The following is a 22,753-nucleotide window of genomic DNA, read 5'->3' on the forward strand; positions in this document are numbered from 1 at the left end:
TAGAGTGCCGGGCTGGCAGCCGCTCAGAGGGTGTTTACAAACTACTGCGCTCGCCCATGCGGCGTTGAAATCAGCCTGAAGCCCATGCCAGCAAGGGCCGTACCCGTTCCGCCATGTCGAGGCGGGCGCCGAGACGCACCAGGTTCCAGTAATGGCCGTTCAGGGTTCGCGACAACAGCAGCGTATCCGCCGGTGGCTGGAGCCGATCCATGGCCGCCCATACCCTGGGACTCAGATCCCGCAGCCGTCGGTGCACCCGCACATCGCTGAAATCCTGCGGGCCGGGTTGGAACAACGGCGCCACTGCCTCGGCGGATTCGCGGTAGAGCGCCAGGGGCGCTCCCTGACCCTGCCGGCCGCCGAGTGCCATCACGGCGTCGTCCATGGCCATGGGGTCGCCGGCAAGTGTCGCCTCGAGCAGGCGCATCATGGCCTTCAGCCGCGACGCCGGCACCTCGATCACCGCACCCAGGTCGTAGATCACCAGCCGCCCCTCGGCATCGGCAGCGAAATTGCCGGCGTGGGGGTCGGCATGCAGTTCCCCGTGAGTGAAGAGTTCCTCGGTGAGCCAATCGGCCAGCGTCGTGCCGAGGCGCTGTCGCGTGGCGTCATCGGCGCCTTCCAGCTCGCGCAGTGGCGTACCGGCCACATGGCGCATGGCCAGCACGCCGGGCCCGCACAACGCCGGCAAGGGCTCGGGAATCACCAGGTCGTCGCGTTGTGCGTAACGGGCCCGATAGCGGGCCAGTGCCTCGGCCTCGGCGCGATAGTCCAGCTCTCCCCGCAGGCTGGCCGCCAGTTCCTCGAACAATGCGTCCAGGCGCGCCTGCGGCATGCGCAGCCAACGGCCCAGGCGCATCAGACGCCGTACCTGACGCAGATCGTCCTCGAGCACCTCGGCAAGCCCCGGGTACTGTACCTTGAGGACCACCGTCTCGCCCGTAGGTGTCCATGCCCGGTGCACCTGCCCCATGGAGGCGCTGGCGAAGGGCCGGGGCTCGATGGAGGTGAAGTACGTCGAGGTGTCGCCGTAGCAGGCGTCCAGGGTGCGCCGGATGTCCTCCCAGGGCATGGGCTCGGCCTGGCGCTGCAGGCGGGCCAGTTCGTCGGCCAGGTCCGCGGGCAGCAGATCGTCCCACTGGGCCATGATCTGGGCCAGCTTCATGGCCGGTCCCTTGAGTTCCGACAGTCCCTCGAACAGCGACTCGCCGAGCGCCCGCCAGTCGGTCTGCCCCCCGAGCCGATGCTTGAGCACCGCGCCGCCGGTACGCGACCCCAGCCCCAACAGACGCCGACGGCGACCCCGTTCTCGCATATGATCCCCCTTTCGGCGCTTCCTCCGATACCTAGTATTAACCCGGCAAGCTTTTAGCCAGGTTAATAACAAGCCCACCGGCCCGCCCTCTGGCGGATATCGAGAAATACTGTAAGAATCCCCATGTTCTCTCATTGACGCACGAGATGCCATGCGCCTGATCATCGCCGAGAAGCCCAGCCTGGCCCGCGCCATCGCCAGCGCCCTGCCCACCTCGCCGCGCCGGGAGGAAGGCGCCCTGGTGGCCGGGGATACCGTCGTCACCTGGTGCCTCGGCCACCTGCTGGAGCAGGCGCCACCGGATGCCTACGACCCGGCCCTCAAGACCTGGCGGCTCGATAGCCTGCCGATCCTGCCGGATCACTGGAAGCTCATGCCTCGTCCCAAGGCGCGCGGCCAGTTGGCGGTGATCCGCCGCCTGTTGAAGAGCGCCGACCAGGTGGTGCATGCCGGCGACCCGGACCGCGAAGGACAGCTGCTGGTCCAGGAGGTGATCGAGCACCTCGGCTGGAAGCGCGACGTGGCACGCCTGCTGGTCAGCGACCTCAATCCGCCGGCGGTCAAGCGGGCCCTGGAACGTCTCGAGGACAACCGCCGCTATGCGCCGCTCTATCGTGCCGCCCAGGCGCGCGCCAGGGCGGACTGGCTGTATGGCATCAACCTGACCCGAGCCTGGACGCTGATCGGGCGCCAGGCCGGCCACGACGGCGTACTGTCGGTGGGCCGGGTGCAGACGCCGGTGCTCGGCCTGGTGGTCCGGCGCGATGCCGAGATCCGTGATTTCGAACCGCGCCCCTTCTTCGTGCTCTGGGCCGACCTGGCGGTATCCCGAGGGCAGCTGCGCGCCTGGTGGGTACCGGGCGAGGCCCACCGGCTGGACGATCAGGGGCGCCTGCTCGACCGTGCCCCCGCCGCCGAACTGGCCGACCGCCTGCCCGGTGCCGAAGGCCGCCTGGACAGCCTGGCCAGTCGCGACAAGCGCCAGGCGGCGCCGCTGCCCTATTCGCTGTCGGCCCTGCAGGTCGATGCCGCGCGCCGCCACGGCCTCTCGGCCAAGGCGGTGCTGGACGTCTGCCAACGCCTCTACGAACGCCATCAACTGATCACCTACCCGCGATCGGACTGCCGCTACCTGCCCGAGGAACACTTCGCCCATGCGCAACGCACCCTGAACGGTGCATGCCGCAGCGACGAGACCCTGAACCGCTGGCTGGCCGGCGCCGATTTTTCCCGACGCTCCAAGGCCTGGAACGACAAGAAGGTCGGCGCCCACCATGCCCTGGCCCCCACCGGCAAACCCGCCGACCTCGACCGGCTGTCGCGCCAGGAAGCCGATGTCTTCCGACTGATCGCCCGCAACGTGCTGGCCCAGTTCTATCCGGCCCTGCAGACCCGAGAGGTCAAGGCCGAGTTCCTGATCGCCGGCGAACGCTTCCGCGCCAGGGGGCAAGAGATTCTCGAGCCCGGCTGGAAGCCCCTGTTTACCACGCGTGACGAAGCACCGCCCCTGCCGCCGCTCACCGAGGGCGAAGCCTGTCGCGTCGAACAGGCCGGCGTGGAAGATAAGGAAACCCGGCCCCCCGAACACTTCACCGACGCCAGCCTGATCAAGGCGATGATGAACATTGCCCGCTACGTGGACGACCCGGCGATCCGACGTACCCTGCGTGACTCCGATGGCCTCGGCACCGAGGCGACCCGTGCCGGCATCATCGAGACACTGCTGGAACGCGGCTACCTGGTGCGCGAAGGCAAGAGCCTCAAGGCCACCCGGCTCGGCAGCGCCCTGATCGCCTCGCTGCCGGACGCCGCGGGACGCCCGGAACGCACCGCCCAATGGGAGCAGCGTCTGGCGAACATCGCCGAACGGGACGATGCGCCGGCCCCCTTCCTGGAGGGACTGATCGACGACCTGCGCGGCCTGCTGGGCCATGCCGACGCCGAGCGGATGCGACACGCCCTGGGCGAAGCCAGGGGACCGGAGGCCAAGGCACGCAAGCCCGCCCGAGGTCGCGGCACGAAGCGTGGCGGCCAGCGTCGACAAGGCAAGGGCACGCGGCGCTCGGCGGGAGGCAAGCGGCAATGACGCGGCACCTTATCGTCGGACCGGGCGCCATGGGCCGCCTGCTGGCCCTTCACCTGGCCGAGCAACAGCCGGTGACACTGCTCGGCCGCCGTTCCCTGCCCCACTGCCAGACATTGACGACGCCCGAGGGCGAGTGTCGTCATCGCTCGCTCGAGTGCCTGACGCCAGACTCACTGGAGAGGCTCGATACGTCTCGCCTGGCCGCCGTGCACCTGGTGACCAAGGCCTACGCCACCGATGCGGCCCTGGCAACGCTTGCCCCGCGCCTGCCGAGCGACACCCCGCTGGTCCTGTGGCAGAACGGCTTCGATAGTCAACCGCGCCTGACCCGGCACCGGCAGGGCCCTACCCTCTGCGCCACCACGACCGAAGGGGCCTATTCCAGCGGCGATGACGGCGTCGTGCATGCCGGACACGGCCAGACCTGGATCGGCCACCTCGATGGCCGGTATCCCGAGCTGGCTGCCGACCTCGCCGCCACCCTGTCGGCCATCGGTATCCCCACCCTGGCGGTCGACGATATTCGCGTTCGCCTGTGGCACAAGCTGGCCGTCAATGCAGCCATCAATCCTCTGGTGGCACACTTTCGCCTGCGCAACGGCCAGTTGCGCGAGCCGCGTTTTCGTCCCATGGTCGACGCCATCATCGAGGAGGTGACACGCGTCATGACCGCCGAGGCCATCCCGCCGCCGCCACACGGGTTTTCGGCGATGATCTGGGAGGTCATCGCCGCCACCGCCGAGAACCGGGCCTCGATGCTCCAGGACGTCCTGGCCGGCCGACCCACCGAACACGACGCCATCCTGCTGCCCCTGCTGCAGACGGCCCGCGAGAATGGACTGGACATGCCGCACCTTGCCGCGCTCCATCAGCAGTTCACCACGCGACAACATCCTGGCAAGGCCTGACGCCAGGTGCTACGTTTCTACTGATAAACAGAAGGGTTCGACAAGAACGCGGTCGCAATGCGGCCATATCAGGATCAGGGGACATGACGTTTCGCGCCGACAGAGGGATAGCGACAACGCTGGTAGTGATCATCACCGGCGCCTGTGCCTCATTGTCGTTCGCGTCCGACACGCCGTCCCCTTCCTACACGGGCCAGTCCACCGAACTCACACGGCTCGACAATGGCCTGCTGATTCAGGGTGGCGACGTTTACAGCCCCGACCGATACACCTCGGGCTTTCGCCTCACCGCCGGCTTCACTCCCCCCGGCCTGCCCGCACTGGACCTCGGCGCCGAGCTCAGCTATCGCGAAAGCGACGATGTCCCCCTCTCCGGCGATCGCCAGATGCTCATCGACACCGCCAGCCTGGGCGGCAGCCTGATCGCCGGCATACGCTTCGGCGATGTCGGCCTCTACGCTAAATCCGGCCTGGCCGGCTGGGAAGGCGAAGCGGTCACCGGCAACGCCGCCGCCCCCGACGGCGGCACCACACGCGTTGAAGGCTTCGGCGCCCGCTGGCGGTTCGCCCGCCTGATCAGCCAACTCGAATACGAACGCTTCGACGACCCTACGCTATCGCACCTCAATCTCCTCACCGCCTCGGTGCATATCCCCTTCTAACCCGAAGCATACGAGCGGCGAGAAGCGAGATTCGAACCCCACCCCCGAAGCAAACGAGCGACGAGATACGAACCCCGACAACCACCCCAGGGTTCGCAGCTTCAAGCCTGCTACGCCCTGCTCGACTCTCGAGGCTCGGAACCCGCAGCTCGAAGCCGCTTACAGCTTATAGCTCCCCGGCGAAGCCGGGGCTAGCCCGTGTTGCGCAGCCCGGCGGCGATGCCGGCCATGGTCACCATCAGAGCGCGTGACAGGTCGGCGCTGATGGCGCCATCGGCGTCCCGGTTACGCTGCAGCAGCTCGGCCTGCAACCCATGCAGCGGGTCGATATAGGGGTTGCGCACTTCCACGGCCTGGCGGATCAAGGGGGTGTTTTCGAGCAGTTCCTGCTGATCGAGGATTTCCAGCACGGACTGATGCAGGCGACCGAAGCGTTCACGCAGCCGCTCGCCCAGGGCCTCCAGCGCCGGCTCGTCCACCAGGCGATGCTCGTAGTAGGCGGCGATGCTGACATCGGCCTTGGCCAGCAGCATCTCGAGCATTTCCAGGTAGGTGCCGAAGAAGGGCCAGCGATCGCGCATGTCGCGCAGCACCGCCAGGCCGCCGTCGTCTTCCAGGCGTTTCGCGAAGGCTTCGCCGCTGCCCAGCCAGGCCGGCAGCATCAGTCGGGTCTGGGTCCAGGCGAAGATCCAGGGGATCGCGCGTAGCGTCTCCACCCCGCCTTCTTGACGTCGCTTGGCCGGTCGCGAGCCGAGCGGCAAGCGGCCCAGCGCACTTTCGGGCGTCACCGAGCGGAAATAGGGCACGAAGTCGGGATCCTCGCGCACCACGCCCACATAGGCGCCATGCGCGACTTCCGCCAGACGGTCCATCTCTTCCCGCCAGGCCGGCTCCGGCGTGGGCGGCGGCAGCAACGAGGCTTCCAGAACCGCACAGGCGTAGATTTCCATGGAACGCAGGGCGATCTCGGGCTGACCGAACTTGAAGCGGATCATCTCGCCCTGCTCGGTCACCCGCAGGCTACCGTTCACCGACCCCGGCGGTTGCGACAGAATGGCGGCGTGGGCCGGGCCACCGCCACGCCCCACGGTGCCGCCGCGACCGTGGAACAGCGTCAAGTCGACACCGTGATCCCGGCATACGTCGACCAGGGTCTCCTGGGCACGGTACTGGGCCCAGGCGGCCGCCAGCTGACCGGCATCCTTGGCCGAGTCGGAATAGCCGATCATCACTTCCTGGCGGTCGCCCGCCAACTCGCGATAGCCGGGCAGGGCCAGCAGGCGGTCGATGACGTCCCCCGCCCGGTTGAGGTCGTCGAGGGTCTCGAACAGCGGCGCGATGGGCAGCTTGGCATCACCGCCGACCTCCTTCATCAACAGGGCCACGGCGAGTACGTCCGAGGGTTGCGCGGCCATCGAGATGATATAGGTGCCGAGCGCCTCGGCATGTTCGCCGGCCGAGACCCGGAAGGTATCGAGCACCTCGCGGCTCTCCGCGGAGCATTCCCAGCGCCGGGGAATCAAGGGGCGACGCGAGGCCAGTTCGGCGAGCAGGAATTCCTGGCGCTGTTCTTCATCCCATTCGCTGTAGTGGCCGAGCCCCAGCCCGTCGGTGAGCTCCTCCATGACCTGTTCATGGCGACTGGCTTCCTGGCGCAGATCGAGCTTGGTCAGGGTCACGCCGAATACCGCCACCCGGCGCAAGGTGTCGAGCAGCACGCCGTTGGCGATGGTGTCCAGCCCGACGTCGCACAGCGAGCGGTAGCAGGTCAGCAGCGGCGCATAAAGCTGGTCCCGGGTCTCGATGATCGGCCCGCCATCATGGCTCTTGCCGTCGAGCTGGGCCTTGGCCCAGTCGCGGGTGGCCTCGACGCGCGCCAGCAGGCGCTTGAGCAGCTCGCGATAGGGCTCGGCGACGTCACCGACCTCGGCCTTGAGGGCGCTGTTGGCCTTCCACATCGACAGCTCGGTCTTGAGCTGATCGAGGTCGCGCAGATAGAGATCGGCGGCCATCCAGCGCCCCAGCAACAGGACCTCGCGAGTGACCCTGGAGGTGACGTTGGGGTTGCCGTCTCGGTCGCCCCCCATCCAGGAGGCGAAGCGGATCGGCGCGGCATCCAGCGGCAGGCGTTCGCCGGCCGTATCGAGCAGCAGGTTGTCCAGATCGCGATGGAAGTCCGGCACCGCCTGCCACAGGGAGTTCTCGATCACCGCGAAGCCCCACTTGGCCTCGTCGACCGGCGTGGGGCGCTCGTGGCGAATCTCGTCGGTGTGCCAGGCCTGGCCGATCAGCTCTTCGAGACGCCCCTTGGCCCGGGCACCGCGCTCGGGGTAGTCCGAGGAGGACTCGATGGCGGTCAGGCAGTCGTCGATGGCATCGTACTTCTGGATCAGAGTGCGCCGAATGACCTCAGTGGGGTGCGCGGTTAGCACCAGCTCGACGCGCATGTTGGCCAGGCTTTCCACCAGCTTGCGCGGCGAGTGTCCTTCACCGCGTGCACGCTCGAGCAGCTCGCCCAGCACCGGCTGGCTACCCGGCTTGTAGTCCTCGACCCGACGAAAACGCGCGCGATAGTGCTGCTCGGCAATATTGGCCAGGTTGAGGAACTGGTTGAAGGCCCGCGTCACCGGCAGCAACTCCGTGTCGGGCAGCTCTCGCAGATACTCGATCAGTTCCCGACGTCCATCGGCCTCGCCCTGGCGGCCCCGCTTGGCGAGCCCCCGGATCGTCTCGATGCGGTCGACGAACCCCTGCCCCAGGTCATCGGCAATGGTACGCCCCAGGCTGTCCCCCAGGATTCGGACATTGTCGCGCAGCGATTCGTGCAGGTCGTGACTCATGATCGAGACTCTCCTTTCGACGATGGCATTTGTGTGGTTTCTTGTTGCTTGGCGACGTCCCAGTGGCGCTCCATCCGGGTCAATCCGGCGTCGGCGAGCGGTACGCCCTCCTCGGCCAGCGCCGACTCGACATGGCGGAAACGCCGCTCGAACTTGGCATTGGTGGCGCGCAGACAGCGCTCCGGGTCGGCATCGAGGGTCCGAGCCAGATTGACAGTGGCAAACAGCAGATCCCCGACCTCCTCTCTGACGTGTTCGTGATCCCCGGCCTCCAGGGCGTCGGCGACCTCGTCGAGCTCCTCGCGCAGCTTGTCGATCACGCCGCGCGAGTCGGGCCAGTCGAAGCCGACCCGAGCCGCACGCTTGGACAGCTTGGCGGCCCGGGACAACGCCGGCAGGTTCAGCGGCACGTCGTCGAGCACCGAGCGCGCCTCGCGGGCATCGCGCTCCTCGGCCTTCAGCGCCTCCCAGCGGGACTTGACCTGACGGGTCTCCACCTCGGCGGCACTGACGCCCTGGCGGCGCGACGCCAGGGTACCGTCCGGAAAGACGTGGGGATGACGCTGGAGCATCTTGGCGGTCAACACGTGGACGACATCGTGGAAGTCGAACCGCTCCTGCTCGGCGCCGAACTGGCTATAGTAGATCACCTGGAACAGGAGGTCACCGAGCTCCCCGGGCAGCTCGTCGAAGGCACGACGTTCGATGGCATCGGCGACCTCATAGGCTTCCTCCAGGGTATGCGGCACGATGCTGTCCCAGTCCTGCTTGACGTCCCAGGGACACCCCTGGTCAGGATCGCGCAGGACCGCCATGAGGGTCAGCAGGTCGTCGATGTCGTGGCGTTGCCGACTCATGAGCGCTTGCCTCCGCGTTTGCTGCCACCCTTGACCTTCTTGTCCTTGCCCCCCGAACGCAGGCGGCGCACCTCGATGACATTGGGCAGTTGCTGAATACGCGAGAACAGCCGTCCCAGGGTTTCCAGGCCGTCGACCTCGACGGTGATGGCCATGCGGGCGATGCCGTCGTCGGTATCGGTCAGGGTGTTGACCGACAGCACATTGACCCGGTCATTGCTGAGCACGGCGGTGACATCACGCAAGAGTCCCGAGCGATCCCAGGCCTGGACCTCGATGTCCACCGGGTACTGGGTGCGCGCCCGTTCACCCCACTCCACTTCGATGACCCGCTGCGGCTCATCGAGGTTCAACTGCAGGATATTCGGGCAGTCCTGGCGATGCACGGTGACCCCTCGCCCCTGGGTAATGAAGCCGACGATGGCTTCTCCGGGAACCGGATGGCAGCAGTTGGCCATGCTGGTCTTGAGGTTGCCGACGCCGAGCACGGTGATATCGCCGCCGTCGCCCTTGTCCGCTGAGCGGCGCGGCTTGGCCAGCAGCTTGTCGAGCTGCTCCTGGCCATCGCTCTCGCCGAACAGCTGCTGTGCCTGGTGCAGGACCTGGCCGATGCGCAGGTCGCCGGCCCCCAGGGCGGCGTACATGTCATCGGGACCGTTATAGTTGACCTTGTTGGCCAGCCGAGTGAGATCCATGTCCTCCACGTCGAGGCGCTTCATCTCACGGTCGAAAAGTACCCGCCCTTCCTCGAGGTTGCGATCCCTCGCCTGATGCTTGAACCAGGACTGGATCTTGGCGCGGGCCCGCGAGGTGCAGACATAGCCGAGACTGGGGTTGAGCCAGTCGCGACTGGGCCCTCCCTTGCTGGCGGTGAGGATCTCGACCTGCTGACCGGTGTTCAGCCGGTAGGTCAAGGGCACGATGCGTCCGTTGACCTTGGCCCCGCGGCAGCGATGGCCGACTTCGGTATGCACGCGGTAAGCGAAGTCGATGGGCGTCGCGACCCGCGGTAGATCGATGACATGGCCGTCCGGGGTGAAGACATAGATACGATCCGGCGCCACATCGCTGGAAAGCCCTTCGCGCAGGTCGCCGAAGTCGCCGACGTCTTCCTGCCATTCCAGCACCTGACGCAACCAGGCGATCTTCTCCTCGTAACTGGCGCTGCGCGCGCTGGTATCGTGGCCCTTGTAGCGCCAGTGGGCGCACACCCCGAGCTCGGCCTCCTCGTGCATGGCGAAGGTACGGATCTGGATCTCCAGCACCTTGCCTTCCGGGCCGAAGACCGCGGTGTGCAGCGACTGATAGCCATTCTTCTTGGGGTTGGCGATATAGTCGTCGAACTCGTTGGGCACGTGGTGCCAACGCGAATGCACGATGCCGAGCACCGCATAGCAGTCACTGACATCGGGCACCAGAATACGCACCGCACGGATATCGTGGACCTGGGAGAAGTCGATCCGCTTGCGCTGCATCTTCCGCCAGATCGAGTAGATGTGCTTGGCACGGCCATCCACCTGATGGTGAATGCCCTGAGCATCCATCAACGATTTCAGCGTCTCGACCACATCGTGGATGTAGCGATCGCGATCCAGGCGCTTCTCGGCCAGCTGGCGGGCGATGGCCTTGTAGTCGTCTTCGTGCAGGTAACGGAACGACAGGTCCTCGAGCTCCCACTTGAGGTGGCCAATACCCAGCCGGTGTGCCAGCGGCGCATAGATATCGAAGACCTCGCGGGCCACCTGAAGGCGTTTTTCTCGCGGCGCGTCACGGACCTGGCGCAGCGCGCAGGTACGCTCGCTGATCTTGATCAGCGCCACCCGCACATCGTCGATCATGTTGACCAGCATCTTGCGCAGGTTGTCCTGCTGGTCATGCTGGCTGAGGCCCTGGGTCGGCATCTGGGTGGGGCTGATGGCGGCCATCTGCAGCACGCCATCGATCAAGCTGGCCACTTCACCGCCGAAGCGCTTTTCGACCTCCTCCAGGCCAATCAACCGCTCACGCACCGCGCGGTACAGCACCGCCGCTTCCAGTGCCGGCTGGTCGAGGCGCAACTCGCCCAGGATGTCGGCCATCTCGAGCCCCATGCGAAAGCTCGAACCGTCCTTGAGCCAGGCCTTGTGGGGACGCTCGGATTCAAGCTCCAGTCGCTGGGCGATATCGCAGGCCGCGCGCATCTCGTCGGGCGCACGCAACTTGACGTCTTCCTCCAGGCGTTCGACCCAACGTCCGATATCGACCCGCCCATCGGGGCCTAACGGCTGGTCTTCCCGCACTTTAACCATCGGTTGACGCTCCTTGCCACCGCCGCGCCGAGTCCGGGTGCTCGAGCAGCAGCATGGATTCGAGATGTGAGGTATGAGCGAACATGTCGGCCACCGCGCTGCGCCGGATGACATAGCCGGCGGACACGAGACAGGCGGTATCCCTGGCCAGGGTCGCCGGGTCGCAGGAAATGTAGAGCACCCGAGGCACCGGATGTTCCGCCAGTTGACGGCTCAATGCGTCGGCACCGCTGCGGGGCGGGTCCAGAACCAATACCTCGGGCCTGGCGGTCTCCAGCAGTTGCCGGCAGGCCTCGTCATCGTTGAGGTCGGCCTGTTGCGCCGTCACCGACAGCGCATTGCGCATGGCGTTGCCCGACAGGCGCTCGACCATCGCCGCGTTGCCCTCCACCGCCGTGACCTCGGCCCCCCGGGTCGCCAGCGGCAGACTGAAGTTACCGATACCGGCAAACAGATCCAGCACCCGCGTTCCCGGTGTCGATGTCGGCAACCATGGCGACAGCCACGCCAGGGCGGTATCGACCATGCGCTGGTTGACGGCCTCGTTGGCCTGAAGGAAATCGCTCGGTTCGAGTCCCAGCGTGAGCGTATGCTGCCCCGACGTCAGGCGGCAATGCAACGACGGTGTGGCCGTCAGCCACGCGAAGCGCGGCGATTCACGACCCGACCAGACGCCCAGATTCAGGCGATGCGACTCGGCGAATGCCCGCCAGCGGCGTTGGTCGGCGGCGTGCTCGCGCAACTGACGCACCACCAGGGTCACGGCGTCATCGCTGGCCAGCAGTTCGAGATGACCGACATGGCGCGGCGCCTCGAGGCTCTCGACCTGCTCGCGCAGTGGCCCCAGCAATGACGACAACGACGGCAGCAGCACCGGGCATTCCTCCAGGTCCACCAGCCGATGACTGTGCCGAGCTCGAAACCCCAGGCGCACGCTGCCGTGGCTATCGAGACGCACGCCGAGCCTGGCGCGTCGACGATAGCCTTCTCCGGCATCGGCCAACAGGGAGATCGCGTCGGGCACGTCGATGCCCTGGCGTGCCAGCAATTCGCGCAGCACGTCGCGTTTGTGGTCACGCTGGGCTTCGAGTGAAAGGTGCTGCAGATCGCACCCCCCGCAGCTGCCATAGTATCGACAAGGAGGTTCGACACGCGACGCCGAGGCCTCGACGACCTCGCGGACATGGGCTTCGTCGAAGCGTTTGCGACGGCGATGCACACCGACCGTGACCCGCTCGCCGGGCAGCGCCCCCTCGACGAAGACGGTCTTGCCGTCGGCATCACGCGTCACGCCACGACCATCATGAGCCAGCCCCTGGATCCTGAGTTCTCGCGCATCTTGCGAGCCGGCGGCATGGTCGACATTCGTGGCCTGTCGACGCTCACGCAGGCCGGAGACACCTGAGCGCGACCGCGCGGGCCGACGCTTGCCGAGTCCCGTCACCTCAGATCTCCGGAGCGAACAGGCCGGTGGACAGATAGCGATCCCCGCGATCGCAGACGATGAAGACGATCACGGCATTCTCTACCGACTCGGCGACCCGCAGCGCGCCGGCCAGCGCACCTCCCGAGGAAACCCCGGCCAATATGCCTTCCTCCCGGGCCAGGCGCCGCATGTGCGCTTCCGCCTCGTACTGACCGATATCCAGCACACTATCGACCCGCGAGGCATCGAAGATGCTCGGCAGGTAGGCCTCCGGCCAGCGGCGGATACCAGCGATGCTGGCGCCATCCTCGGGTTGCAGGCCGACGATCTGCACGTCGGGGTTGTATTCCTTGAGTCGCTGCGACACGCCCATGATGGTGCCGGTGGTACCCATCGAGCTGACGAAATGGGTGATGGTGCCGCCGGTCTGTTCCCACAGCTCCGGCGCGGTGGTCCGATAGTGGGCCAGCGGGTTGTCGGGATTGGCGAACTGGTCGAGCGGCTTGCCCTCGCCCCGGGCGATCATCGCCTCGGCCAGGTCGCGGGCTTCTTCCATTCCCCCTTCCTTGCTGACCTCGATGAGCCTGGCGCCATAGGCGGCCATGGCTTGCTTGCGCTCGCTCGAGGCGCTTTCGGGCATGATCAGCACCATCCGGTAGCCCTTGATGGCGGCGGCCATCGCCAGCGCGATGCCGGTGTTGCCCGACGTGGCCTCGACCAGGGTGTCCCCGGGCGCGATACTGCCACGCATCTCGGCCTGTTCGAGCATCGACAGCGCCGGTCGATCCTTCACGGAGCCGGCGGGGTTATTGCCCTCGAGCTTCGCCAGCAGCGTGTTGTTGCGTCCAGCGGTAATACGCTTGAGACGAACCAGCGGCGTATGACCGATGGTGTCCTCCAGGGTGGGGAATTGCATGCAGCCTTCCTTATGGAAAAGTCTGTAACACATTATATCCTTGGCCGCCCGCACTGGACAGGCATCCGCCTCGCCTGTGGCATACTGGGCCACGACACTCCCTTCGCGAGGCGCGCCGATGTCCTTCAAGACACGCCTGATGCTCTGCATTCTCGTCCTGCCGCTGACCCTGCTCGCGCTGCTCGTCATCGCAGTGGCCGAGCTGGAGGACCGGCACCACCATCGGCAACTCGCCAAGCACCTGACCCAGACCGCCCGGATGCTGACCCCCGAGCTTGACGAAGCCCTGGCCGAAGGCCGTCGTGCTCGATTGGCGCCCATCGCCTCCCGACTGCTCGAACTCGACGAGGTCCGGGCCCTGACCATCCGGGATACCGAGGGTAATGTACCACTGGAGCTGGGGCGACTGCGTGACATGCCCGCCGACCGTCTCGCCGGCGATGACGCCCTGATCAAGGACGGCTCCCGGTGGCGGCTGCGTCTGCCGTTGACGGCATCCAACGCACGCCTGCTCCTCGATATCGACGCTTCCTCGCTGCCATTGGCCTATTATCGACAGCTGGCCAGCGGCGGGCTGTTGCTGTTGCTCACCGGGCTGCTGCTGTTCCTGGTGGCCTACTCGACGGCCCGCCGTCTCGGTCAGCCTCTCGAGGACGCCAGCGAGAACCTGTCGCGGCTGGCCGCCGGCATGACACCCGACCCCCTGCCCCTGCCCGGCGAAACCGAGCTCAACCAGCTCGCGCAACGACTCAACACGCTCCGGGACCACCTGGCCTGTGCCCATGACGATCTGCAGACCCAGGTCGAGCAGGCCACCCAGGAGCTGCAGGAGTCCATGGAAACCATCGAAGTCCAGAACATCGAACTCGACCTGGCCCACCGACGCGCCCTGGAGGCCAATCGCGCCAAGTCGGAATTTCTGGCCAACATGAGCCATGAAATCCGCACGCCCCTCAACGGTATCATCGGCTTCTGCCGTCTGCTGCACCGATCGGACTTGAACACACGACAGCGTGAGTGGCTCGACCACGTCCGACGCGCCTGCGACAACCTCCTGATGCTGGTCAACGATGTCCTCGACTTTTCCAAGATCGAGGCCGGTCGGCTGGAACTGGAATACCGGCCACTGGACATGGTCACCCTGGTCGATGAAGTACTGGGGCTGCAAGCACCCCAGGCCCAGCAGAAGGACCTGCAACTGCTCGGCCTGGTGTATGACGACGTTCCCGAGGAGCTGATCGGCGACCCACTGCGCATCCGGCAGGTCCTGACCAACCTGGTTCACAATGCGGTCAAGTTCACCGACCGGGGCGAGGTCATCGTGCGCGTCTCGGTGGAGGACGTCTCCCGGGATCAAACCACCTTGAATGTCGCCGTTACCGACACGGGCATCGGCCTGTCACCCGCATGCCAGCGGCAACTCTTCGACGCCTTCCGCCAGGGCGAGGCCAGTCATCAGCGCCACTTCGGCGGCACGGGCCTGGGGCTTGCCATCTGCCGGCAGCTCGTCGAACAGATGGGGGGCAAGATCGACATCGACAGCGCCCCCGACCGGGGCTCGACCTTCTCCTTCACACTGCCCCTGAGCGGCGGCAGCACAAGCGAGCGTCCTCGCGAGCTGGATCTGGCAGGCGCCGGCGTGATTCTCGTGGAGCCCCACATCACGACCCGACGCGCCTTGCGTCATCTCGTGTCGCGCTGGGGCGGTCGTCCCCTCGAGATCGACGACGCCGAGACGGGCAACGCCGAGCTGGCCCTGATCGGCCTGGGTACCGAAGAGCTGCATGACGCTTCCTTGACCGGCTGGCGAGACCAACTGGCACGGCTCGACTGCCCCGCCCTGTTGATGGTCAACGCCAGTCCCCCCGACCTCCCCGACGATCCTCCCTTGCCCCACGGCGGCGAGATCCTGAGCAAGCCGCTGTCGCGCCGCACCCTGGCCGACGCGATTCGCCGGACCCGTCAATCGACGATACCCCGTGTTCAGGCAGTGGGGACGAAGACCGCCATGGTCGACAACGACGCATCGCGCCCCTGGCACATCCTCTGCGTGGACGATACCGAGTCCAACCGACTGCTGATCAAGGAGTTGGTCCGCAGCGCCGGACTCGAAGTCAGCCTGGCCGCCAGCGGCGAAGAAGCCCTCGCCCTGGCCCGGCAGGCCACCTTCGACATGGTCCTGATGGATATTCGCATGCAGGGCATGGACGGCGTGGAAACCACCCGCGAGCTGCGGCGCCTCGGTGGTCGCTGGCGTCACCTCCCGGTGATCGCCGTCACCGCCCATGTCCGGGACAACCAACGCCGAGACCTGTTGGATAGCGGCCTGGATGGCATGCTGGAAAAGCCGATCGACACCTCCCGACTCTCCGAGCTGATACGTCATCACCTCGGGGCAGATATCGAGTCCGAGAGTCCCGAGCCAACCGCTTCATCTCCCACCATCCGCGCGGAAGATGCCGAACTGGCTGAAGTCGACCTGGCGCTCGGCACTCGTCTCGCAGGGGGGCGCGAGGCGCTGGCCCGACAACTGCTCGATCAGTTGATCGCCTCGCTGGAGACGACCGAAGCCGAGATTCGCGATGCCGCCGAACGAGGCGATGGCGAGGCTATGCTCGATACCATCCATGCCCTCAACGGAGCCTGCCGCTATTGTGGCGTGCCGCGCCTGGCCCTGCTGGTGGAAACGCTCGAAACCCGGCTGCGGTCACGCGGCATCGACGCCGTGGAGCCACTACTGCCGGATCTCTACGCCGCCATGGAAGGCCTGCGCGCCCTGAGCAGCCATCATGCCTCCAGCACCACGAAGGCCATGGCAAACTCGGTCTCGTCGGACAGCGAGACATGAAGCCCCGTGACGCCCGAGGCCGTGGCCAGTTCCTCGGCCCGGCCCGACAGTCGCAGGGCGGGACGCCCCAACCCATCGTTCACGACCTGGATCTCGGTCCAGCGCATGCCGTGACGCAGCCCGGTGCCCAATGCCTTGACGAAGGCTTCCTTGGCGGCAAAGCGCTTGGCCAGGTAGGTCGCCGCCCCGCCCCGGGCGTGAAAATCGGCATACTCATCCTCGCCCAGCAGCCGGGTGACGAAACGCTCGCCATGGCGCTCTGTGGCACGTTCGAAGCGTGCCACCCGAGCGATATCGGTACCGATCCCGATGATCATTCGCCGCAACAACCCTCGTCGCCATGCTCGTGGTCATGCTCGTCGAGCTCGGCCAGCAGGCCCGCTTCCTGACCGGCAATCGCCAGCCGCTTCATCTCCGCGACTGCCTCCTTGAGGCCAACGAAGAGCGCCCTGGCCACCAGGGCATGGCCGATATTGAGTTCGTGAATGCCGGGAATCGCCGCAATCGCCTCGACGTTGTGATAGTTCAGGCCATGACCGGCATTGACGACCAGGCCAAGCTCGGCGGCCATCTCGGCGGCCGCCACCAGGCGGGCATGTTCCTGGCGGGCCGCCTCGCCGCTCGCCTCGGCATAGGCGCCGGTGTGCAGCTCGATGGTCGGCGCCCCCGCTTTCGCGGCCGCCTCGACCTGCGCCGGTGCTGGATCGATGAACAGCGAGACGTCGCAGCCGCTCGCCGCCAGCCGGCGACAGGCATCGCTCACGGCCTCCAGGCCACCCGCCACATCGAGACCACCTTCGGTGGTCAACTCCTCACGCTTCTCGGGCACCAAGCAGACATGGGCCGGACGGATCTCCTCGGCAAACGTCACCATCGCCTCGGTCACCGCCATCTCCAGGTTCATGCGCGTATTGAGCACCTCGGCCAGAAGACGAACGTCACGCTCCTGGATATGGCGACGATCCTCCCGCAGGTGGACGGTGATGCCATCGGCACCGGCCTCCTCGGCCAGCAAGGCCGCCTGGACCGGATCGGGGTAACGCGTGCCACGCGCCTGGCGCAGCGTGGCGACATGGTCGATGTTGACACCGAGCAGAATGCGGGGGGGATGCATAGAATCTCCTAAAGTTCGTTTCGAGCTGCGGGAGGCGAGCAGCGAGCGGTACAGCTTGAAGCTCGAAACCCAAAGCATACGAGCGGCGAGATGCGAGATACGAACCCCGAAAACCCAGCTCGAAGCTCGAAGCTCGAAGCTCGAAGCTCGAAGCTCGAAGCTCGAAGCTCGAAGCCAAGCGTAACTGCTCGCCTACCGGGGTCAAGATGTTACTTCCAGCTTCAAGCTTCCGGCTACTCCGCCCGCCTCCGTTCGGCGAGCTGACGCATCAACTCCCGCGATCGCAGAGAGCGACTGCCCAGCAGGGGCGCCAGCGCCGCGCGCATCACCGCCTTGGCCGGGCCGGCAAGGCCGGGGGCGCTCCAGTCCCCCGTGGCGAGCAGCTTGAGGGTACGTCCATCGATACCCCGCTCGCCGGAGACAAAGCCCCGTGAGACGGTATCGAAGACATAGCGCGTCTGCGGGTCCAGCGCCTGGCCATCGGGGCCACCGAATCGGGGCTCGGCATCCAGCGCCTCGAGCAGGGACAGCTCCAGGCGTCGCAGCGCCGCGGCCCGCCCCTCCGGATGCGGAAGCGCATCGAGGGCGGCAGTATAAAAGGCAAAGACGTCATCGACCGGCAACTCGACCGGCAACAACCGGGTCAGCAGCTCATTGGCGTATAGCCCGCAAAGCAGCCCCTCGCCGGCCAGCATGGCCGCCGACCCCTGGCTTTCCATCAGGCTCAGACGCTTGAGATCCCCGCTACCGCTCCAGGTGACATGCAAGGGCGCGAATGGCTGGAGCACGGCACGCAGACGACTTCCCGGACGCTGCACACCGCGTGCCACGGCTCGCACGCGTCCATGGTGGAACGTCAGCAATTCGACCAGGGCACTGGTCTCGCGATAGGGACGCTTGTGCAGCAGGTAGGCCGGTTCAGGAGTCATGGGACGCCGTTCAGGAGAAGTATCGCTCGGGCGAGCCCCGAAGCAGACGAGCGGCGAGATACGAGCTGCGAACCCCGATCCCGCCAGGGTTCGCAGCTTCAAGCCTGCTACCCTCTGCTCGACTCTCGAGGCTCGGAACCCGCAGCTCGAAGCTCGAAGCTCGAAGCTCGAAGCTCGAAGCTCGAAGCTCGGCGTCAGTCTAAATCATAGCCGAGGCTCTTCAATGCCCTGTCGTCGTCGGACCAGCCCCGCTTGACCTTGACCCAGAGATTGAGCATGACCTTGGTGCCGACCACCCGTTCCAGTTCGAGCCGGGCATCGCGTCCGATCTTCTTGATCCGCTCACCACGATCACCGATCAGGATCTTCTTCTGACCCTGCCGCTCCACCATGATCAGGGCGCTGATGTGCGTGACCTTGTCTTCTTCCTTGAATTCCTCGATCTCGACGGTCATCTGGTAGGGAAGCTCATCGCCCAACTGACGCATGATCTTCTCGCGCACCAGTTCCGCGGCCAGAAACCGCAGGCTGCGATCGGTCACTTGGTCGTCGGGGAAGTAGTGCACGCTCTCGGGGAGGTATTTGGCGACCTCGGCCTCGAGCTCGGCCACATTGGTGCCATGCTTGGCGGCGACCGGCACGATGGCGGCAAATTCGCGACGCCCGCTCACGTCCTCGAGCCAGGGCAACAGGCTCGACTTGTCGTTGATTCGGTCGACCTTGTTCACCGCCAGAATCACCGGCGCCTTGACCGTGGCCAGCCGCTCCAGAACCACCTGGTCTTCGGCGGTCCAGCGAGTGCGATCGATGATGAAGATCACGCAGTCCACATCACGCAGGGCCTGGGTGGCAGCCTGGTTCATGAACCGGTTGATCGCCTTGTTGCGATCCTTTTCGAGCAAGTGGATGCCCGGCGTATCGACATAGATGAACTGGGCATCCCCCTCGGTCTTGATACCCATCACCTGATGGCGCGTCGTCTGCGGACGTCGCGAGGTGATCGAAATCTTCTGTCCGAGAATATGATTCATCAATGTCGACTTGCCGACATTCGGCCGTCCGACGATTGCCACGAAACCACAGGTCTGGGTCATGCGCGCGGCCCCCTCTTCTCGAGCTTCGACAGGGCCTGTTCGGCGGCCTGCTGCTCGGCGTGTCGTCGACTGGAGCCGATGCCCAGGGTGTGCTCTTCGAGCATCTCCACATGGCATTCGACGGTAAAGGTCTGGGCATGGGCCTCGCCTTCCACGGAGATCACTTCGTACCGGGGCAGCGAAACCTGCCGGGACTGCAGAAACTCCTGCAGGCGGGTCTTGGGATCCTTCTGGGTGTCCTGGAGATTGATGGTCTCCAGCCGTTCGGCGAACCAGGACAGCACCCGCGTTCGCGCCGTATCCATGCCGGCGTCCAGGTAGATGGCACCGATCACCGCTTCCACGGCATCGGCCAGTATCGAATCGCGACGATGGCCGCCGCTCTTCATTTCACCCGATCCCAGGCGAAGGCATTCGCCGAACGCCATTTCCCGAGCCAGCTCGGCCAGGGTCTGGCCCTTGACCAGCCGTGCGCGCAGACGCGATAACTGACCTTCCCGCGCCTGGGGAAAACGCTGGAAAAGGTCCTCGGCGATGACGAAGTTGACGATGGAATCGCCGAGGAACTCCAGGCGTTCGTTGTTGCGACCGCCATAACTGCGATGGGTCATGGCCAGTTCTAGCAGCTCGGGCTGGGCAAAACGGTGCCCGATGCGGCGGCTGAAAATATCGAGGGAATTGCTCACGAAGCTCCTGCTATATCATGACAGCGATGCCGGTCCCGGCATCTCAGTGGATACCACGCACATCGGTAAAGCTCGGCAGACCGCCATCCCAGTGCATCCACACAGCGAAGGCCTTGCCCACGACGTTCTCCTCCGGGACGAATCCCCAGTAACGACTGTCATTGGAGTGGTCGCGGTTGTCTCCCATGGCGAAGTAGTGGTCCTCCGGTACCACGAGCTCACGTACCTGCGGGCCCGGGTCACGAGGGTTATTGTAGATATCGTGGGTCACCTCGCCCAGTTGCTCTTCCATCAACAGCTCGCCGGGCTCCCCCTCGGGACCTGCTTCCAGCAGGTGCTTGGGCACCGGTTCACCATTGACGTAAAGCTGCTTGTCCTCATAGCGAATATGATCGCCCGGCAGGCCGACCACACGCTTGATGAAGTTCACCGACGGGTCCTCGGGAAAGCGGAAGACCATGACATCGCCGCGCTCGGGCTCTCCCAGCTCGACGACCTTGGTGTTGATGACGGGCAGCCTCAAGCCATAGGCGAACTTGTTGACGAGAATGAAGTCCCCCACTTCCAGCGTCGGCCTCATCGACCCCGAGGGAATCTGGAACGGCTCGACCAGAAAGCTGCGCAACAGCAGCACCACCAGCAACACGGGGAAGAAGGAGCGAGCATAATCCACCGGCCAGGGATCCTTGAGCGCCTTCTCTCGTGCCGCCGGATCGATCCCCTCGGTCGTGCCGGCCTCGGCACTGGCAGTCAGGCGCGCCCGGCGCGCCGGGCGCCACCAGACCAGGTCGAGCAACCAGACCAGTCCAGTGACCGCCACCGCCACCACCAGCAGAAGTGCAAAATCCATTGTCGTCGTCCTTCCCTAGTCGTTCACCTTGAGCACGGCAAGGAAGGCTTCCTGGGGGATTTCCACCCGGCCGACCTGCTTCATGCGTTTCTTGCCCGCCTTCTGCTTCTCGAGCAGCTTTTTCTTGCGGGTCGTGTCACCGCCGTAGCACTTGGCGGTCACGTTCTTGCGCAGCGCCTTGACGGTGGAACGCGCCACGACCTGGCCACCGATCGCCGCCTGGATGGCGACATCGAACATCTGTCGGGGGATCAGTTCCTTCATCTTCTCGACAAGAGCCCGCCCCCGCGGATGCGCATGGTCGCGATGAATGATCACCGCCAGGGCATCGACACGGTCGCCATTGATCAGCACATCGAGACGCGCCAGGCTGGCCGCCTCGAAGCGCTCGAAGTTGTACTCGAGCGAGGCATAGCCCTTGGAGATGGACTTCAGGCGATCGAAGAAGTCCATCACCACCTCGGACATGGGCAGTTCGTAGGTCAACTGGATCTGGCTGCCCAGGAACAGCATATCCAGCTGGGTACCGCGGCGCTGTTCGCACTCGGCAATGACATTACCGACGAAGTCCTGTGGCACCAGGATACTGGCCCGCACGACGGGCTCGCGCATTTCCTCCACATCGGCCATGTCGGGCAGCTTGGAGGGGTTGGACACATAACGCGTCTCGCCATTCTTCATGACGAGTTCATAGACCACGGTCGGCGCCGTGGTCAGCAGATCCAGGTCGTACTCACGCTCGAGTCGTTCCTGAATGATTTCCATGTGCAGGGTGCCAAGGAAACCGACCCGGAACCCGAAGCCCATGGCATCGGAGTTTTCCGGCTCGTAATCCAGCGAGGCATCGTTGAGGGCCAGCTTCTCCAGGGCGTCGCGGAAGTCCTCGTAGTCATCGGAGCTGACCGGGAACATGCCGGCATAGACCTGGGGCTTGACCTTCTGGAAGCCCGGCAACCGTTTCACGTCAGGCGTCTTGGCGTGGATGATGGTATCGCCCACCGGCGCGCCATGAATATCCTTGATGCCGGCAACCACGAAGCCCACCTCGCCGGCACGCAGCACACCGGTCTGGCGACGCTGGGGAGTGAAGATGCCGACCTCGGTAGCCTGCCAGTCGCGGCCGGTCGAGGTGATGCGGATCTTGTCGCTCTTCTTCAGGGTCCCGTCGAAGATGCGTACCAACGACACCACACCGAGGTAGTTGTCGAACCAGGAGTCGATGATCAACGCTTGCAGGGGCTTCTCGGGATCGCCCTTGGGCGGCGGAATGTCACGCACCAGGCGTTCCAGCAAGGCGTCGATGCCCAGGCCACTCTTGGCGGACACCTGACAGGCATCGGTGGCGTCCAGGCCGATGATCTCTTCGATCTCTTCGCCGACCTTGACCGGATCGGCCTGGGGCAGGTCCATCTTGTTGAGCACCGGCAGGACTTCGAGCCCCTGCTCGATGGCCGTGTAACAGTTGGCCACCGACTGGGCCTCGACGCCCTGGGCGGCGTCCACGACCAGAAGAGCCCCTTCGCAGGCATACAGCGAGCGAGACACCTCGTAGGAGAAATCGACGTGCCCGGGCGTATCGATGAAGTTGAGCTGATAGACATTGCCATCCTGGGCGTGGTAATCGAGCGTCACCGACTGAGCCTTGATGGTGATGCCACGCTCACGCTCGAGGTCCATCGAATCGAGGACCTGCTCCTTGAGCTCGCGTTCGGTGAGTCCACCGCAGGTCTGGATCAGGCGATCGGCCAGGGTCGACTTGCCGTGGTCGATGTGCGCAATGATCGAGAAGTTCCGTATCCCGTTGATTACTTTACGGTTATCGATATCTGCCATTCAAGGTAATCCGTTTCATGAACGCGTGCGGATGCAGCCTGTGTCAATCGTATCGGGCCGACGCGTCGTGTGAGATGGCGGCATTGTAGCGGGATGCGCCG

General features: G+C 65.4%; 17 protein-coding genes. 4 read left to right on the forward strand and 13 right to left on the reverse strand.

The genetic code is table 11. From position 1 onward, the window contains the following. Window positions 1-70: 70 nt before the first annotated feature. Window positions 71-1,315: an AarF/ABC1/UbiB kinase family protein gene (locus RSO41_RS05205; protein WP_315618004.1), complete on the reverse strand. Its 1,245-nt coding sequence runs from the start codon at window positions 1,313-1,315 to the stop codon at window positions 71-73. Window positions 1,316-1,466: 151 nt separating this feature from the next. Here RSO41_RS05205 and RSO41_RS05210 point away from each other — a divergent pair, with 151 nt between their 5' ends. The 3 genes from RSO41_RS05210 (at window position 1,467) to RSO41_RS05220 (ending at window position 4,971) form a co-directional block, all read left to right on the forward strand. Beyond that, window positions 1,467-3,401: a DNA topoisomerase III gene (locus RSO41_RS05210; RefSeq protein ID WP_315618005.1), complete on the forward strand. Its 1,935-nt coding sequence runs from the start codon at window positions 1,467-1,469 to the stop codon at window positions 3,399-3,401. Continuing rightward, window positions 3,398-4,309, forward strand: coding sequence for a 2-dehydropantoate 2-reductase (locus RSO41_RS05215; protein WP_315618006.1), 912 nt, complete (start codon window positions 3,398-3,400; stop codon window positions 4,307-4,309). Before RSO41_RS05210 ends, RSO41_RS05215 begins: the two co-directional genes overlap by 4 nt. A gap of 83 nt (window positions 4,310-4,392) precedes the next feature. Beyond that, window positions 4,393-4,971 carry a hypothetical protein gene (locus RSO41_RS05220; RefSeq protein WP_315618007.1) on the forward strand — a complete coding sequence of 193 codons (579 nt, stop codon included), beginning with the start codon at window positions 4,393-4,395 and terminating at the stop codon, window positions 4,969-4,971. Window positions 4,972-5,162: 191 nt separating this feature from the next. On the opposite strand, the gene ppc is transcribed toward RSO41_RS05220, so the two are convergent. From ppc to cysM, 5 genes are read right to left on the reverse strand one after another with little or no spacing between them, the layout of a single operon-like run. After that, complete coding sequence (gene ppc / locus RSO41_RS05225; protein ID WP_315618008.1) at window positions 5,163-7,811, reverse strand: phosphoenolpyruvate carboxylase; 2,649 nt, start codon at window positions 7,809-7,811, stop codon at window positions 5,163-5,165. After that, a complete protein-coding gene (gene mazG, locus RSO41_RS05230; protein ID WP_315618009.1) occupies window positions 7,808-8,668 on the reverse strand; it encodes a nucleoside triphosphate pyrophosphohydrolase in 861 nt (286 codons plus the stop codon). The genes ppc and mazG overlap by 4 nt, the downstream gene beginning before the upstream one ends. Beyond that, the gene (gene relA, locus RSO41_RS05235; RefSeq protein WP_315618010.1) at window positions 8,665-10,956 is read right to left on the reverse strand and encodes a GTP diphosphokinase; all 2,292 of its coding nucleotides are present in this window, start codon (window positions 10,954-10,956) and stop codon (window positions 8,665-8,667) included. The genes mazG and relA overlap by 4 nt, the downstream gene beginning before the upstream one ends. Further along, a complete protein-coding gene (locus tag RSO41_RS05240; RefSeq protein WP_315618011.1) occupies window positions 10,949-12,400 on the reverse strand; it encodes a TRAM domain-containing protein in 1,452 nt (483 codons plus the stop codon). Before RSO41_RS05240 ends, relA begins: the two co-directional genes overlap by 8 nt. A gap of 1 nt (window position 12,401) precedes the next feature. Beyond that, the gene (gene cysM, locus RSO41_RS05245; RefSeq protein WP_315618012.1) at window positions 12,402-13,298 is read right to left on the reverse strand and encodes a cysteine synthase CysM; all 897 of its coding nucleotides are present in this window, start codon (window positions 13,296-13,298) and stop codon (window positions 12,402-12,404) included. A gap of 118 nt (window positions 13,299-13,416) precedes the next feature. Here cysM and RSO41_RS05250 point away from each other — a divergent pair, with 118 nt between their 5' ends. After that, a complete protein-coding gene (locus RSO41_RS05250) occupies window positions 13,417-16,146 on the forward strand; it encodes an ATP-binding protein (protein ID WP_315618013.1) in 2,730 nt (909 codons plus the stop codon). Here RSO41_RS05250 and acpS read toward each other — a convergent pair. From acpS to lepA, 7 genes are all read right to left on the reverse strand, one after another. After that, entirely contained in the window at window positions 16,086-16,463 is a 378-nt protein-coding gene (gene acpS / locus RSO41_RS05255) for a holo-ACP synthase (RefSeq protein ID WP_315618014.1), read from the reverse strand. The two genes, RSO41_RS05250 and acpS, sit on opposite strands and share 61 nt — an antisense overlap. Continuing rightward, on the reverse strand, window positions 16,460-17,260 hold the full coding sequence (gene pdxJ / locus RSO41_RS05260) for a pyridoxine 5'-phosphate synthase (protein WP_315618015.1): 801 nt from the start codon (window positions 17,258-17,260) through the stop codon (window positions 16,460-16,462). The genes acpS and pdxJ overlap by 4 nt, the downstream gene beginning before the upstream one ends. 233 nt (window positions 17,261-17,493) lie before the next feature. Beyond that, window positions 17,494-18,189, reverse strand: a complete 696-nt coding sequence (gene recO, locus RSO41_RS05265) for a DNA repair protein RecO (protein WP_315618016.1) — start codon at window positions 18,187-18,189, stop codon at window positions 17,494-17,496. 194 nt (window positions 18,190-18,383) lie between these two features. Beyond that, window positions 18,384-19,283: a GTPase Era gene (gene era, locus RSO41_RS05270; RefSeq protein WP_275289126.1), complete on the reverse strand. Its 900-nt coding sequence runs from the start codon at window positions 19,281-19,283 to the stop codon at window positions 18,384-18,386. Beyond that, window positions 19,280-19,969 carry a ribonuclease III gene (rnc, locus tag RSO41_RS05275; RefSeq protein ID WP_315618017.1) on the reverse strand — a complete coding sequence of 230 codons (690 nt, stop codon included), beginning with the start codon at window positions 19,967-19,969 and terminating at the stop codon, window positions 19,280-19,282. Before rnc ends, era begins: the two co-directional genes overlap by 4 nt. A 43-nt stretch (window positions 19,970-20,012) precedes the next feature. Beyond that, window positions 20,013-20,819: a signal peptidase I gene (gene lepB, locus RSO41_RS05280; RefSeq protein WP_315618018.1), complete on the reverse strand. Its 807-nt coding sequence runs from the start codon at window positions 20,817-20,819 to the stop codon at window positions 20,013-20,015. Window positions 20,820-20,834: 15 nt separating this feature from the next. Further along, on the reverse strand, window positions 20,835-22,652 hold the full coding sequence (gene lepA, locus RSO41_RS05285) for a translation elongation factor 4 (protein WP_315618019.1): 1,818 nt from the start codon (window positions 22,650-22,652) through the stop codon (window positions 20,835-20,837). Window positions 22,653-22,753 lie beyond the last annotated feature (101 nt).

Origin of the sequence: Halomonas sp. I1 (assembly GCF_032334135.1) — a bacterium.
In the GTDB taxonomy this organism is placed as follows: Bacteria; Pseudomonadota; Gammaproteobacteria; order Pseudomonadales; family Halomonadaceae; genus Halomonas.